Origin of the sequence: Flavobacterium araucananum (genome assembly GCF_002222055.1) — a bacterium.
GTDB lineage: Bacteria > Bacteroidota > Bacteroidia > Flavobacteriales > Flavobacteriaceae > Flavobacterium > Flavobacterium araucananum.
In genome coordinates, this window is sequence record NZ_MUGS01000051.1 from 61,022 (window position 1) to 76,679 (window position 15,658).

17 protein-coding genes are annotated in these 15,658 nt (G+C 33.8%); 8 read left to right on the plus strand and 9 right to left on the minus strand.

Annotated elements, in window-relative coordinates:
* Window positions 1–53: 53 nt before the first annotated feature.
* From B0A64_RS19445 to B0A64_RS19455, 3 genes are all read right to left on the minus strand, one after another.
* The gene (locus B0A64_RS19445) at window positions 54–1,583 is read right to left on the minus strand and encodes a SulP family inorganic anion transporter (RefSeq protein WP_089481153.1); all 1,530 of its coding nucleotides are present in this window, start codon (window positions 1,581–1,583) and stop codon (window positions 54–56) included.
* Between the two features lie 278 nt (window positions 1,584–1,861).
* The gene (locus tag B0A64_RS19450; RefSeq protein ID WP_089481154.1) at window positions 1,862–2,074 is read right to left on the minus strand and encodes a hypothetical protein; all 213 of its coding nucleotides are present in this window, start codon (window positions 2,072–2,074) and stop codon (window positions 1,862–1,864) included.
* Between the two features lie 30 nt (window positions 2,075–2,104).
* Window positions 2,105–3,094, minus strand: a complete 990-nt coding sequence (locus B0A64_RS19455) for a DUF6268 family outer membrane beta-barrel protein (protein ID WP_089481155.1) — start codon at window positions 3,092–3,094, stop codon at window positions 2,105–2,107.
* A 179-nt stretch (window positions 3,095–3,273) separates the two neighbouring features.
* Here B0A64_RS19455 and B0A64_RS19460 point away from each other — a divergent pair, with 179 nt between their 5' ends.
* A complete protein-coding gene (locus tag B0A64_RS19460) occupies window positions 3,274–4,275 on the plus strand; it encodes a sensor histidine kinase (protein WP_089481156.1) in 1,002 nt (333 codons plus the stop codon).
* On the plus strand, window positions 4,245–4,967 hold the full coding sequence (locus B0A64_RS19465) for a LytR/AlgR family response regulator transcription factor (protein ID WP_089481157.1): 723 nt from the start codon (window positions 4,245–4,247) through the stop codon (window positions 4,965–4,967). Before B0A64_RS19460 ends, B0A64_RS19465 begins: the two co-directional genes overlap by 31 nt.
* A gap of 11 nt (window positions 4,968–4,978) precedes the next feature.
* On the opposite strand, the gene B0A64_RS19470 is transcribed toward B0A64_RS19465, so the two are convergent.
* Together B0A64_RS19470 and B0A64_RS19475 are read right to left on the minus strand one after the other, a co-directional pair.
* Window positions 4,979–5,410 carry a hypothetical protein gene (locus B0A64_RS19470; RefSeq protein ID WP_089481158.1) on the minus strand — a complete coding sequence of 144 codons (432 nt, stop codon included), beginning with the start codon at window positions 5,408–5,410 and terminating at the stop codon, window positions 4,979–4,981.
* 3 nt (window positions 5,411–5,413) lie between these two features.
* The gene (locus B0A64_RS19475; protein ID WP_165769852.1) at window positions 5,414–5,893 is read right to left on the minus strand and encodes a helix-turn-helix domain-containing protein; all 480 of its coding nucleotides are present in this window, start codon (window positions 5,891–5,893) and stop codon (window positions 5,414–5,416) included.
* A 584-nt stretch (window positions 5,894–6,477) separates the two neighbouring features.
* Between B0A64_RS19475 and B0A64_RS19480 the strand changes: the two genes are divergently transcribed.
* A complete protein-coding gene (locus B0A64_RS19480; RefSeq protein WP_089481160.1) occupies window positions 6,478–6,948 on the plus strand; it encodes a hypothetical protein in 471 nt (156 codons plus the stop codon).
* Between the two features lie 368 nt (window positions 6,949–7,316).
* Here the strand turns inward: B0A64_RS19480 and B0A64_RS19485 are convergent, their stop codons facing one another.
* Window positions 7,317–8,009 (minus strand): S24 family peptidase, encoded by a 693-nt coding sequence (locus B0A64_RS19485; RefSeq protein ID WP_089481161.1) that lies wholly within the window; start codon window positions 8,007–8,009, stop codon window positions 7,317–7,319.
* 91 nt (window positions 8,010–8,100) lie between these two features.
* Between B0A64_RS19485 and B0A64_RS19490 the strand changes: the two genes are divergently transcribed.
* Window positions 8,101–8,313: a hypothetical protein gene (locus B0A64_RS19490; protein ID WP_089481162.1), complete on the plus strand. Its 213-nt coding sequence runs from the start codon at window positions 8,101–8,103 to the stop codon at window positions 8,311–8,313.
* 151 nt (window positions 8,314–8,464) lie between these two features.
* Here B0A64_RS19490 and B0A64_RS19495 read toward each other — a convergent pair whose 3' ends face one another.
* Window positions 8,465–9,076 (minus strand): YkgJ family cysteine cluster protein, encoded by a 612-nt coding sequence (locus tag B0A64_RS19495; protein WP_089481163.1) that lies wholly within the window; start codon window positions 9,074–9,076, stop codon window positions 8,465–8,467.
* 114 nt (window positions 9,077–9,190) lie between these two features.
* A complete protein-coding gene (locus B0A64_RS19500) occupies window positions 9,191–9,631 on the minus strand; it encodes a DoxX family protein (protein ID WP_165769853.1) in 441 nt (146 codons plus the stop codon).
* A gap of 290 nt (window positions 9,632–9,921) precedes the next feature.
* Here B0A64_RS19500 and B0A64_RS19505 point away from each other — a divergent pair, with 290 nt between their 5' ends.
* The 4 genes from B0A64_RS19505 (at window position 9,922) to B0A64_RS19520 (ending at window position 14,829) form a co-directional block, all read left to right on the plus strand.
* Window positions 9,922–11,151 carry a TMEM143 family protein gene (locus B0A64_RS19505; RefSeq protein ID WP_089481164.1) on the plus strand — a complete coding sequence of 410 codons (1,230 nt, stop codon included), beginning with the start codon at window positions 9,922–9,924 and terminating at the stop codon, window positions 11,149–11,151.
* A gap of 89 nt (window positions 11,152–11,240) precedes the next feature.
* On the plus strand, window positions 11,241–11,708 hold the full coding sequence (locus B0A64_RS19510; protein ID WP_089481165.1) for an Mpo1 family 2-hydroxy fatty acid dioxygenase: 468 nt from the start codon (window positions 11,241–11,243) through the stop codon (window positions 11,706–11,708).
* Between the two features lie 39 nt (window positions 11,709–11,747).
* Complete coding sequence (locus B0A64_RS19515) at window positions 11,748–12,497, plus strand: hypothetical protein (RefSeq protein ID WP_089481166.1); 750 nt, start codon at window positions 11,748–11,750, stop codon at window positions 12,495–12,497.
* Window positions 12,498–12,624: 127 nt separating this feature from the next.
* Window positions 12,625–14,829 (plus strand): TonB-dependent receptor, encoded by a 2,205-nt coding sequence (locus tag B0A64_RS19520; RefSeq protein ID WP_089481167.1) that lies wholly within the window; start codon window positions 12,625–12,627, stop codon window positions 14,827–14,829.
* Between the two features lie 9 nt (window positions 14,830–14,838).
* Here B0A64_RS19520 and B0A64_RS19525 read toward each other — a convergent pair whose 3' ends face one another.
* Window positions 14,839–15,639, minus strand: a complete 801-nt coding sequence (locus B0A64_RS19525; RefSeq protein ID WP_089481168.1) for a zinc-dependent peptidase — start codon at window positions 15,637–15,639, stop codon at window positions 14,839–14,841.
* Window positions 15,640–15,658: the final 19 nt, after the last annotated feature.

A 15,658-nucleotide genomic window follows, 5' to 3' on the forward strand; every position in this document is an offset into this window, starting at 1 on the left:
CGAATTCAAAATTATCTAATGGTCTAATTTACAAATTGGCACATTTTCTAATTTTAAGACACCACTTTATACGTAGGATCTTCGATTACATTTACTTTTATTACCGCTTCGGCATTTTTAAGCAATTTGATACAATCGGGGCTTAAATGTTGTAGTTCGACTACTTTATGGAGCTGATTGTATTTTTTAGTCAAATTATTCAGCGCTTCAATCGCCGACATATCAGCAACACGGCTTTCTTTAAAATCAATAATTACGTGATCCGGATCATTTGTAACATCAAATTTTTCAAAAAAAGCAGCTATCGAACCAAAAAACAAAGGACCATAAATCTGATAATGTTTTACTCCTGTTTCGTCAATAAAATGTTTTGCACGGATTCTTTTGGCGCTTTCCCATGCAAATACAAGTGCCGAAATGATGACACCTATTAAAACTGCCAAAGCAAGATTGTGAAGCAAAATAGTAATCACAGCAACCAATATACCCACAAAAATATCATGTTTTGGCATTTTGTTGATCACTCTGAAACTAGCCCACTCAAAAGTTGTAAGGGCAACCATCATCATCACACCTACCAAAGCTGCCATTGGCAATTTGCCAATTACAGGCGCTCCAAAAAGTATGATTAGTAAAATAGTTAATGCTGCAATGATCCCGGAAAGTCGGGCTCTTGATCCGGCACCAAGATTTACCAATGTTTGGGCAATCATGGGACAACCACCCATCCCGAAAAAGAAACCATTTAATATATTAGAACTTCCTTGCGCGATACATTCGCGATTGCTGTTTCCTCGGGTTCCTGTAATCTCATCGACAAGGTTTAATGTCAGCAAACCTTCAGTTAAACCCACAGCAGCAACAATTACAGAATATGGAAATATGATTTTGAAAGTCTCAAAGGAAAACGGAATTTCAGGAATGTGAAATGGAGGAAATCCTCCTTGAACAGAAGCGATATCTTGGACCGTTTTGGTTTCAATATTAAAGATTATTACAATTGCAAAAACGACCATAATTGCTACCAACGAAGCGGGAACTGCTTTTGTAAGCTTCGGAAAAAGCAAAACAATACTTACCGTTAATGCAACCAAACCCAGCATGATATACAAAGGTGTGCCTTGCAACCATGAAACCTGCCCATTAACAACGGTTTTAAATTGCTCCAGCTGCGACATAAAAATAACGACTGCCAATCCGTTTACGAAACCAAACATAACGGGTTGCGGAACTAACCGGATAAATTTTCCGAGTTTAAAGAGTCCAATACAAATTTGAACTATACCTCCTAATGCGACGGCAGCAAAAACGTATTCTATACCGTGCGATTTCATTAAGGCAATTAAAACAATAACGGTCGCTCCTGCTCCGCCTGAAATCATTCCGGGTCTTCCTCCAAAAATTGCAGTAACCAAACCGGCAATAAAAGCAGCATACAAACCTACCAAAGGCGGAAATCCTGCTAAAATAGCAAAAGACAACGATTCAGGAATCATCGTCATAGCAACGGTTAAACCTGCTAAAATTTCATTTTTATAATTGACTTTTTGAGTAAAATCAAAGAGATGGAGTGCTTTTTTCATAGACTGCAAATGTAGAAAATAATGCCCAAAAAGAGCGTCACTCTTTTAGATCCTGAAAAAGCAATAAAAGGCAATAGTAAATTTAAGCTGTTATGTAAACAGCTTTAAAAACAAAAGCAGAAGAGAAAGAATAACGCTTATCATAACTTAATTTTCTAAAGAAATTATCGCACAAAAGTATTTATAAACCGGCAAAATACAGCTACGTATTTATACCTGTTTTTTATTTAATATTAAACCGCAGCAGAGGTCAAAAACCGTATAACAGGCAAAAACAATTAATCTAACCTAATACAGATATATCCAAGACAATTAACGTAATCGATAATATTATCACATTGCAGATCAACACCTTCGATTCGTAATATTTTATCGCAGTCTTCTAAATCAAAATTAATCTTATAGTCCGGAAAATGGGTCTGAATTACGGCTATGACATAATTTTTATCTGATTCTTTCTGGACATTCGTTTTAAAAACCTCAACAACCATAACTATTTATTTAATTTTTTAGCTTCAGAATTATTTTCGTTGAAAAAGATTGTATGATACTCCTACTCTAAAATATCCCTGTGCATCTTCTTTATGGTCGTATACATATTGACTGGTACGTTCTCCTTTTTCGGTAACACGTGTACTAAGAACATTGTTGACACCGGCTTTTACAAATGCAATTATCTTGGGCGTAAAGCAATACTCGTAAGTAATGCCGGATTTTAATTCCAGCTGATTGAGTTCGTAAATGCCATTTAAATTTGAGGTGCTTAAATTTAAGTAAAAACTTTCAGAATTTAACTCTGTTCCAAGCGAAATCCTTCCATTTTCCGACAATTCTCTTCTAAATAAAAGACGTTGCGGCAATATAAAGTCCATATCCCATTTTGAATCTTTAAATTTATGATTCAGTGTAAAAAGTGGCGTTACCGGAACAATCGAAGACGGATCTAACAAAGCCAAAGCACCTACTGTAATCGTAGTACTTGGTGTTCTTTTAAGCACTATAACCGCAGATACAAATCCTTTTAACCGCTGAAAATTATCCTCATTCCCGTCAGCACTTACCGTAGCATTGTAGATCACCGGTTTTTTAAAAAGTGATGTCATATAAGTGGCACTCACCGCTCCAGCCCAATAATGAAAATCTTCTGTCCCTCTGGTATAATTTTGTGTGGTACTATAATTATAAGTAGTACCAAAATCATAACTTTCATATTTATACCTAAGGGAAGTTGTCAATACCAGTCTTTTAGATTTTGATATATAAAACGGTAGATTAAAAGCCGCTTTAAATCGGTTATGACTTTCGATTCGGCCTCTTTCAGAATTATTTCCAAACAATTCCGAATCGTAATTTGTTGGTCCTAATTGTTCGCACTGCACATCAAAAGTTCTTGTTGTAGGGAATTTATCTACTAATGCCTTACCCAAAACTTTCATTCCGGGTTCTTTTTCCTGAGCGATGGCTTGCAAAGATGCAAATACAACGATTAACGAAATGATTTTTGATTTCATATTCTGAAGAATGACTAAAGTTGTTTTTGGATGGTTTAAAACTCAGAGCAAATGTAATGGGCAAGTGTTTTTTATAATAGTTTTTTTATACCAATGGCGTTTCATTTATACCAATGGCGTTTGTATAATTCCAGCGACCAAAGGCCTAAAAACTATAATATTACCTTAATTTTGCCGTTATGACGATTCTTAAAATTTATCAAAACTTTTTTCTCCGGAACCTCATCGTAAATATCCTGGTTATCGGGATTATTTTCGTTTGTATTTATGACGAAATGAATTACTATAAAAAAGATTCTTTTATTCTGTTGCAAAATATTTGTCTGGGTTACCTGCCCATGTATTTGGGTGTAACCATTAGCAATATGTTTATAATCAATAAATTTCTTTTCAAAAAAAAGTATCGGGTTTTCTGGGTGGTATTCGTCATCTATTGGGTTTTCTTTTACTCCTTAATGACGGATTATTTTTTATATGCAGGGCTGGGAAAAATGAAAACTTTATCGATCATATCTTTAATTTTTAATGGTACTTGTTTGTATTTTCTCCATTTGGGAATCATGAAAAAAGTTTCTCAAACCGATAAGGATATTATTAATTTTAAGTCAGAACTTTCGTTTTTAAAACAACAGCTCAATCCGCATTTTTTATTGAATGCGATGAATAATCTATACGGAGAATCATTATCTGATCCTGATAAATTGCCGGATCGAATCCTCAATCTTTCAGATATGTTGCGCTATCAGATAGAAGCCAGCAAAAAAGATTATGTTTTTCTGGAAGAAGAAATTGCTTTTATCAAAAAATATACGGAGTATTATACTTTTCAGAACGAACGTCTTACGGTTACCCAAAACTTTGAAGGTGATTTTGATACTATGGATATTCCGCCTTTGTTCTTTTTGCCTCTGGTCGAAAATGCGGTTAAATTCTCGGCAGAAACTGCACAACCTTTTATTGTAATTGATTTAAAAGTAAAATGTCAAAATTTATCTTTTACACTCAAGAACAATTATTTAGAATCAGGTTCCCGACTTTCGAGTACGGGAATTGGTATCGAAAACCTAAAAAGACGTCTTGAAGTTTACGGATTAAGGCATGAACTGAACTGTAAAAAAGAAAAGAATATCTTTATCGTAAAATTAAAAATATGGCAACTCCCTACCGCTGTCTTATCATAGACGATGAATCGCCGGCACACAAGGCGCTTGCATCACATATTTCTAAATTTGATAATCTGGAACATTCCGGAAGTGCTTTTAGTGGCATGGAAGCTGTAAAAATGCTTAACGAAAATAGCTACGACATTATTTTTCTGGATATTAATATGCCTGTAATCTCAGGTGTCGAATTAATGGAATTGCAACCCAAAAGACCTTTAACGATTGTTACCACGGCCTACTCTGACTATGCACTTTCGGCTTATCAAAACGATGCAATAGACTATTTGCTCAAACCTATCTCGTTCGAAAAATTCTCTAAAGCAATCGAAAAAGCCAAAATCTACTTATCAGGTAATATACTGCAAAAAGAAACTAATACAAATACAAAAGTTCTCTCACATCGCGTAAACGGACAAATGGCCGAAATACCTCTAACAGATATTATGTATATCGAAAGTCTGGGCAACTACATGAAACTGTATAGCACCAAACTAAAATCGCCTACAATTATTTACGGATCACTGGCAAGCATTGCCGCAGAAATTGACAGCACTAACTTTGTTCAGGTACATCGCTCGTTTATAGTAAATGTTACCAAAATTAAGGCTGTAACGTTTAAATCGCTTACAATGTTTAATGGGGAAGTTATTCCTGTAGGGAGAAAATATCAGATTTTATTGGATAATTTGAAAAAATCTCGGCCTTTATAATTGGATTCTTTTTATTTAACCACAAAAATAACGTCTTTTTCAACCAGATTGCTAACGTTTAAAGTTGGTATAACAAATCTATTAAAAAAGGTATTTTCTGTCTTTGCATGCAATATTCCTCTTGCAGCACCAACTGTTATCACACTAAGATGTTCTAGAAAATGCTTTGGTAATGTGATTTTTTTCTCAGACACAATCTGATTTTTCCATGATGTTTCTTCTACATCAAAATTACAAACTACTGTTATTGCAACAATTGGCTGTTTTTCATGAAGAAATTGAAATTTCATTCTACAGGAAACAACTCTATTTTCAGCATTAATCGAAAACTGAAGTTCTGATTTTAAAGCATTATTATCCGGTACATTTTCGATTTCAAATGTCGCAAACTGCTCTGTAACAATATTCAATAATCTAAAACCAATATTTTTCTTTACATCCATTTTTTACGAATAACTATATTCTACTTCAACACACTCCTCTTCACTTATATATACATCTAAAGGAATGTTTTTGGTTTCCTCTTCTGCAATTATAGTTTTCTCAATTTCATTAAGGTAAGTATGCACTTGAGTCGAAATTTCGATAATATTTACAGTGCTACTAATTAGGATATTATTATTTTCACAAATGTGCATTATTTTAATACCTAATGCTTTTTGTATTCTGGCTATTGTAAAAAGACCTAAGTTTTCAGATCCTTTAACCCACTTATTAACTGTTTGTGGGGTTACCTCTAATAAATCTGCTAAATCCTTTTGAGACATTTTTTTTTCTCTAAGTGTTCTTAAAATACGAACAGCAACTTGTTGAGAAAATCTTAATCCCTCCTTATCTTCAAATCTTTTATTACTTTCCTCAATCCATTTGCTGGGAGTTTTAGAAACCAATCCTTCTAATTTACTTTTTAATTCTTGATTTTCCATAATTGTAGTTTTCATAAATTAATTCAGAATGTCTATATATCCAAAATCATCATCTCCTAATAGTCCATTTTCTCTTAAGTATGCCGCAGTAATTTTTAGTTTAGATAATATTACTTTTGTATGGTCGTGCTCATTCATTGTATCTGTTAGCTTTATAGCACTTCCCGATACTACATAACATTCCAATTCCTGAATGCTAATGTAAATTCATCGCAATCACAATTATCAAACTGAACCGACAACAATCTATTCTCTACAATTGCAAAGATATCAACAATTTCCATAAAATCAACTTATAAGCTTATTATTTTACTATTCTTAATCATTAGCAAAACTCCTAATCACAGATGCTAATCCCGAATGACACAAAAATCGTTAAAAAATTGTTTCAGAAAGAAATTACTTATAAACAATATTAAATTTGAAAATTTAATTTATAGCTTAACTATTTTTTATCCTCTTTAATAATCACACTTCGCATCAAGCATAAATTTTTTCTGCAAAAAAAACCTTTCCTAAACCAATTTTTCTTACATAAATAATTATATTAGCCCCGCCACTAATCGTTAAAATAATTGTAGAAAATGACCTTTTTTAATTTCCTGTTTAGAAGATCAAATATAGAATGCCCCAGATGTCTTGGTAAAGCATTTGTTGATTGGGATGATATCCAACGTTTAAATAGAGTATTAAAATGGGCTCCCGGTCCTTGTGCGTATTGCTACGGTACGGGAAAGGTTGACAAAGAAATGCTCTCGAAAGTTGCAGTTGACTACACTTACCTTACCATAGATTTGCCAGAATCTGAAATGGACAAAATAAAAGAGGGCGACGAAGAAACACTTGAAAAAGGAAGAATACATGAATTTTTTTTAGATAATCTTATTCAATATATCGAACATCAGTATCTAAGTAACAAAATGGATGCTGAAAGTATTGCCAATTTATACCTGACTACTGAGGATGAAACTGCTTTATTTTCGCTGGAAAGAAAAAATCTGATACAGTATATCGAAAAAATAATCGAATTAAAAAAATCTGAACCCAAGCAATAAAGCAAGAAAAATACTTAACAATTCGACTTAACCTCTTTTATTTATGCACTGTTACTGCTTATTGAGCTAAAAACAGGTATAAATACGCATTGCCAAAACTTTATTTAGTGGTAAAATTGCAGTAAATAATTTTTACTTGAGACTGTAGTTTTCCCTAAAAGAAAATTATTATAATACTGTCATTTTTTTTGGAACAATTAAGTGAGATTTCTAATCGTAAATAACGATTAAAAGTCTCACTTTTTTTTATGTTGTACATTAAGAGGGATAAACCAGGAATTTTCACTCCGCAAGGCTCTATACTCTTTGGATAGAAAATATCAGGAATATATTTTTAGCACAGTATAAACTTCTGGCGCTGCAAAAATTTAAAGCATCGTATTTATTCTGACAGAACCTTTTACCAAAGCAAGTGCTTTTATACTACTTACATGAAACTCTATGGTTTGATGATGTGGGTTCTGAGCCACAAATTGCACATACGATTCTCGTTCTGATTGTTTCAGGAAACGGATAAAAAAAGATTCATTGCCATCATTGTTTACATAGACCAGATACATCTCGCCCCAAATAATATTGCTTTCGATATTGAGTATCTTTCTGTAGGCTACAATATCTCCACTTTTTAGCAAAGGATACATACTATCGCCGGAAACATATAATGCTCCGTCGCATTCAGAAATTTTAGGAATTCTGATATAATCTACCACGACCTGATGTTCGTTATCACCAAACAAATCAACAATTCCTTCAGGGGTTTGCACATCGTATAACGGAATATTTGTTTTGTCGTATTTACTTATTTTTTTATAAATGCTCGCTTTTTCTTCCAGAATGCTCAATTTTAACATTTCACCCTCTCCAGTTAGGAGCCAATGGTAGTCAATATCAGTATATCTGTTTAAGATATTTTCTAATTTGTCAACGCCAATTGTTTTGTTATTCTTAAATTGACTGGCAAAAGAACCATTGGACATACCAACTTCTTTTTCGAAAGCACTAACGTTACCACCAATAGAATCAATGTATACCTTGATTCTTTGTATTATCCCTCCTACCATAGTTTATTGTTTTTAGAAAAAATCCTATAAATACTTGTTTTTTAAGAAATATCTTACTATATTTACTACTTAATACGAAACAAAGTGAGCAATGGACAAACCTACGAAAAAAAATAAGAAATATACCTATGATCAAGGTATCATAAGGGCTCTGGCGGAGAAATACAGGGTAACTCCCTTTTATGTAAGGCAGTGTTTAAGCGGGTTTTCTACTAGCGGAACTGCTGATAATATAAAATTGGATTACAAAGAGTTAGATAAAAAGATAAAAGCGACTTATGTCATTTTTATAAATAATTTATAGAAGATTTTAATGCCATTTACCTTGAGGAAATACAGTATACAACAATTTTTTTAAGTTCATGTTTTCTTTATTGTTGTATCTTAATGAGGGAGCTACTAACTCCCTCATTTTTTTTATAATATCGAATGTCAATACTTCTATAAAAAGTCTTTTAAGCGATATTATCCAAGCCCCCCGGAAATGGCCTGTAGGCATAATAATGTAAAACCTCTTCGAGAGCGATTTTTAATGCCTGGTTTACAGGCAATGACAAAACCCCCATTCTAATATCAATTTGTGCAAGCTGCATATAATAATTGGCCAAAACAGGGACGTATTGGTCTTTGTTTATTGCTTCTTCGGCTGCTATAAAATTTTCTTGTTGCTGCTCTTTTATGATCTTGCAGGTCGCTAATCGCAATTTTCCATATTTATCGGTATTTGCGGCATAACCAAAGAGACGACATATTAAACCACGATATCGATAATTGCTACAGCTTCCCTGATGATGTTCTAATAGGGAAAGCGGGCGATATAATAGACAGCTGTTAGAAGATGATGTATCTCTTAAGGATGCCAAAGTTTCTTCGGCTTTGCCATTCAAAAATAAATGAAATGCCCAAGGCAAAAATTCTAATGGCGAAGCATCAATATTGGGTGTGGTACAACATTTGCCGCAACCTGTATTGCAATACAATTGTGTTTGTGTTTTAAAAGCAGTAATTTCTATTTCAAGACGATCAAATAGTGCTTCAACCTGCCGAACCTTATCTTCTATCGCCATCTTTTTGTGTAAGGTAGGCTAATAGAAATGGCTCAAACCAGATCCGGGCTTTTATTGTGAATAGTTTGTGCTAATGACCTGAATGTTTCAGGCGTCAGGTTTAACGTCATTACATTAAAACCTTTGATAGTCTGAGCCTTTTAGTTTTTGCGCTATAAACCTAAGCGCACCTGTAGACCATAAGGTTAGGAAAATTAAAACAGGCTGAAAGAACAATCGCATCAAACGCAATTGATCGGTATCAAGACCAAAAGCACTGGTACCGTTAAGATATTGAGCAATATTGCCCGGAAAAACCAATACGTAAAATAGTGCCAGCGCAAGTCCTGCTTTTACTTTATAGCGGGTTAAAAACACCATACTTAACCCCAATGCTATCTCTACAATTCCGGAGAGTATTACAACAAGATCTTTATCAAGCGGAACCCAATCAGGAACCTGCGCCTGAAAATCGGCTCTTTGAAAAGTAAAATGCCCAATGGCGGCGGCTATCATAAAAATCCCCAAGAGGATTCTAAAGAAATTTTGAGTTTTAGATGTTTTTATATCTTCCATATCAAATATTATTTTGCTTAACGTTTTAATTCCCAATTTAAAAAACAGTTTTTTGTAAAAATTCAAATGCTTTCAAATTTACAATAATTCGCAATTCTTTATTTGTAGGGTTGCTATCGAATTGTTGTGTAATATCCATGTGATTAACCTCCTTAAACTCTTGTTAGTTTCAATCTTTAAAACGCTAAAAGAAAATAACTAAACTTTAATACAAATCCCTCTGTAATTCAAATTTCGGATGTTATTTTTGCGTTTTAGAAATGCCACTAAAATTTAAGCCCAAAATCTGTATGACACGAGAACATTACATTCCCTTTAATAAGGAATTCTTACTCGAACAACAAATAGTTTCTTTTTCTGAAGATCAAAAAAAGGTCGATGATTTTAAAAAGCTGTTTGATATCATCGAACACTATTTTCATTACGAAGCTTTTAACCTGAATCGAAATCTAAAACAAAACTACGCCTTATTTGATCCTGATTTAAGCTACAAAGAGCGTAAAGGATTTATGGGTAAAAGTGATTTTAATATTTTTAAAGAAACGCTGCTTAAAGTTTTAGAACAGGGTAATTACCGTCGTATCGATCAGGAAACTTTAGACAAAGCTTTTAAGGATTCAGATTTAATAGACTTAAATCTTTCGATAGATTTTAATGCTTTTAAAGACTACGAACTGTATGTTCGGGGGCATCATAAAGCAAAAGAAAAAGTAAAAAAATTCATTTTCTGGAAAAAAGAAATTGAAATCGAATATTATGATCGTGTCATGATTTACCTCAATTATAACGAGAAGGATTATTTGAGCGAGAATAAAGTTAAGTTGGGCAAGATGCCTATTGATCCGGGAACTATTGCTTTAAAAATCTTTAAGCGTGTTCCTAAAAACGATCTCGAAACGATTTTTCCAAATGCGATTCCCAGAATGTCTACAAAAGATAAATTATTCTTTTGGGTACCGGGTATTGGTGGCGGAATTTCGTTATTAAGTACTACCGTAATTCCGGCTTTAATTGGTATGTATGCCGCGTATCAATCTGGCGAAGCGATCGATTTGCTCAACAGCAAAGCTTCTCTAAACCAAGGCTTAATCGCGTTGGGAATCTTGTCTTTGTACTTATTTCGCCAATATAGCAACTTTGCAAACAAAAAAATAAAGTACTCTAAAATACTTTCGGATAGTCTTTATTTTAAAAATCTGGGGAACAACAGTGGCGCTTTTTATTCGTTGCTAAACTCCTCTGAAGAAGAGGTACTTAAAGAAACCATTTTGGCCTATACTTTTTTATATACCAGTGACAACCCCTTAACAGCAGAGGAACTTGATGATCAAATCGAATCCTGGTTTAAAACGAAGCTAAACACTGATCTTGATTTTAATGTAAAAGATGCTTTATCAAAATTAAAAAATATTGGTCTTGGTATAGAAACTAATGGCAGATGGGAGGTTATTGCTTTAGACAAGGCCCTTGTTACTATAGATGAATTATGGGACAACGTTTTTGATTATCATCACAAATAAGATTTAATACTATTTTTTTAGCCAAATTTGTAAATTCGATCAACTAAAGGGAAATTTTATTAGATTTACGTATACCTAAATCCAAAAAAATGAGAACATTAGAACAATGGTTTGAAGAATATGCGGTAAGTCATCAAAACCCAAAAAATAAGGCGATACATTACATCTGTGTACCGGCTATTTTCTTTTCTATCGTAGGTTTATTAATGAGTATACCAAGCGGTTTAATTGCCAATACCTTAAAGTTAAACTCGCCAATTATCGAAAATTGGGCGGTTGTGGTGCTTATTTTTGTTCTTATTTTTTATATACGTTTATCTGTTGCAATGGCAATAAAAATTGCTGTTTTTTCAGCAATTTGTCTAATTGTCAATTACTACATTGGACAAGTTGTGCCGTTATGGATCTTTTCTATTGGTGTTTTTATCATTGCCTGGATTGGGCAATTTTACGGTCATAATATCGAAGGCAAAAAACCTTCGTTCTTAAAAGATCTTCAGTTTTTGATGATTGGTCCGGCTTGGGTCGTAGAAAATTTATTTTCGAAAAAGCAATAACATCTTAGCTGTATTTATTGCTAATTAATATCCTGCAATATGAAACCCCAAACAAATAAGGAGATTAAAATTGAAAATTATGACATTTTTACTTTTAGACGAATAAGGCGTGCGATTGGATATTTAGGGATAAGTCTGCCCCTGTTTTTGGTTGGTTTTTCTCTAATTCCTTTCTTTCAAACTCAGGTTCAACCTTCTATAAGTCATTATTATTATACCAACTTAAGAGAAATTTTTACCGGAACCTTATGTGCTGTTGGTTTATTCCTGATTCGGTACAAAGGTCATGATAATCCTTCGCTCTGGAAAAACGACAATTTATTAACCAATATTGCAGGAGTTTTGGCTTTGGGTGTTGCTTTGTTCCCTACGAATCCAGACGATTTTGCAAACAAAATTTATACCCTGATTCCTTATCCTGAAAAGTGGCTGGGTTGGCTTCATTATAGTTTTGCTGCGCTCTTATTTTTAATCCTGGCGTTGTTGGCAATCAACGTTTTTACGATTGGTCAGGAAAACGAAACCAGAACTCCTAAAAGTATCCTGAACGAAAATAATATTTACAGGGTTTCCGGATATTCGATTATTTTATTTGTGGTTTTGGTTCCTGTTTTTGAACTTTTAAAATTATTTACGTATTCGACTTTGGTATTAGAGGCCCTTTCGCTTTTTGCTTTTGGACTTGCATGGTTGGTAAAAGGTCGTGCCTTGGGGGATAAAGGTGTTATAGGTCAAAAACTTTATCAGGAGAATAATGGTGTTAGTACCGAAAAAATCTTCGAAGAATAAAAACCTCCAATACAATCACTTAAAAAATAATCATTTTCTTACAATTAACATATTTTTGTTTTATATTTTGTTTTTGTTAGATTACTTTTGCGGTTTTTAATTGTTCTAAAATTATTACCCTATTCGCATGAGATTATTATTTGTTCTTGGATTGTTTATGTTGTCTTTTTCTATAAGTGCACAAGCTACTCAGGGTATCATTACAGATACAAACGGAAAACCTATTGACGACGCTCTGATTTTAAATAATGTATCAAAAACACACGCTCATAGTTCCATTAACGGAAAGTTTACAATCGAAAGCACAAAACCACAAGACAGCATTCAAATCTCTAAACAAGGTTTTATTACAAAACATCTTAAAATCCTGACCAACGAAGTACTTTCTATCAGCTTAGACGAAAAGCCTTTTTTACTCGAAGAAGTTACCATTTCTAACAACCTGAAATACCTGAATACGATTTCTAAAATAGACTTAGAAATTCAGCCTGTCTCCAACTCTCAGGACCTCATGCGCAAGGTTCCGGGACTTTTTATTGGTCAACATGCGGGCGGTGGCAAAGCCGAACAAATTTTTCTTAGGGGTTTTGACTGTGATCACGGAACAGATATTAGTGTTTCTGTAGACGGAATGCCTGTAAATATGGTTTCGCATGCTCACGGTCAGGGTTATGCTGATCTGCATTTTGTAATTCCGGAAACCGTCGATAACATAGATTTTGACAAAGGAGCTTATTTTGCCGATAAAGGCGATTTTACCACTGCAGGTTATATTGCCTTTAATACAAAAAAAGCGCTGAAAAACAGCTCCATATCGTTTGAGCTTGGCGAATTTAATACCTATAGAACTGTTGCTTTATTTGATTTATTACATACTGAAAATCAATCAGCCTATTTTGCAGGAGAATACATGATGACCGATGGTTATTTTGATGCGCCACAGAACTTTAACCGTATTAATTTATTTGCAAAATATGCTGCCAAAATGGATAACGGAGATAAAATTGCGGTCTCTTTATCGCGTTTTACAAGTCAATGGGATGCAAGCGGACAAATCCCTGAGCGTGCCGTAAATAGCGGTATGATATCGCATTTTGGAGCTATCGATTCTAATGAAGGAGGAAATACCGGCAGAACGAATATCAACCTGCAATATGATTCGAAAATTGATGATTATTCGCAGATTAAAAATACGGCTTACTTAAGTAAATATGATTTTGAATTGTTTTCGAATTTTACTTTTTTCTTAAACGATCCCGTAAATGGAGATCAGATAAGACAAAAAGAAAACCGCACTCTTGCAGGATTCCAATCTGAATATGATCACAAGATAAATGCACAATGGAGTTTTAAATTAGGTGCCGGATTACGAAATGATAACAGTAAAGGTCTTGAATTATCGCATACGGTAAACCGAAAAACGGTTTTAGAATATTTAAGCCTTGGCGATGTCAACCAGACCAATCTTTTCTCGTATGCCAGTGCTGATTTTATATCCGGAAAATGGCTCGTTAATACCGGTTTGCGTTTGGATTATTTTAAATTTGGTTACGAGGATCAATTAGCTCCTGCTTACAGTAATCAAATTCAAACGAAAGCAATCGTGAGTCCAAAACTGAATTTTTTATATACCCAGGATAATACTTTACAATATTTTTTAAAATTAGGAAAAGGGTTTCATAGCAATGACGCCCGCGTTGTAGTAGCCCAAAAAGGTCAAAAAATTCTTCCTGAAACTTATGGTGCTGATCTTGGAATAAACTGGAAACCTTTCCCGAGAATGATTGTTAACACGGCACTTTGGTATTTGTATCTGGCGCAGGAATTTGTATATGTTGGCGATGAAGCTGTAGTAGAACCAAGTGGAAAAACTGCCCGTAAAGGTTTTGATTTTGGTTTAAGGTATCAATTCACCAATTGGTTATTCTGGAACACTGACTATACTTATACGCACGCTCGTACTATAGACGAACCAAAAGGACAGGATTATTTGCCCCTGGCTCCTGTTCATACTTTAACAAGCGGAATTTCGGTTAAGGATCTAAAAGGATTTTCCGGCAGTTTAAGAACCCGTTTTTTAGGAGACAGACCTGCGAACGAAGATAATTCGGTACTAGCAAAAGGATATTGTATTACTGATTTCTCTGTAAATTATCAAATAAAAAAGATCTCGATTGGTGTAAATATTGATAATATTTTTGACACTAAATGGAAGGAAACACAGTTTTTGACAGCGAGTAGACTTGCCAATGAAACGGAACCTGTAGATGAAATACATTTTACTGCAGGAACTCCGTTTAATGCCCGTTTAATCCTGAAATACAGCTGGTAAGTAACTTAATTAAAGAATGCTTTGATAATTAATCATGATTTTTACATGCTCAAATAATTCCGGAAATTCTTCTTTAAAAACTTCCGGAGTTTCAAAAAAGCATTCGAAAATAACGGCTAGAAACTCAAATTTATTCGTGTAGGCATACTCTCTAAAATATTGTTTTTGCCTGATTTCTTCCTTCAAATTTTCATCATCAAAATACTTTTCAATTTCGGTAAATTCATCAAAGAAAATAATGGCATTAGGATCTGTGCTTTTTCTGGAATTAAAATGCAATACATGGGCAAATTCATGCAGTCCTAAGTTTATATTGTCTTTAATCTGATGTCCGCTTAAAAAATCTTCCCAGGAAAAAACTACTGCTTTTGCTCTCGGATTGTATTCGCCTTTGTGATATTCTTCATTTATAACAGAGTAATAGGATGTGGGATATATAATAATGTTTTCGAACAATTCGATCAGGTATCTTCGCATTCCAAAAGTGAGCATGATGTACGTTCCGGCAATAATCAACTTCATTTCATGAGTTACAATAATATCTTTGCCTTCAAATTTATAATGGTTGATAAAACAGTGAATCCTGTGTTCGAAATAACCCTTTTTTTTATCTGAAAGATTGGCATAAAAAGAAAACTCTCTTCTTAAAATACTTTTATCATTTAGGTCTATTTTGTTCAAAATTGGATTCCAAAATAAAAATAACGGTTTATTAAACAGCAGCATATAAGCCGGTTCAATAACTCTGAAAACAATAATTATAAGGCATAAAAGACCGAACAAAATGGCAAAAAACAATAGTAGAATCATAAAAGACAAGATTTGGGAT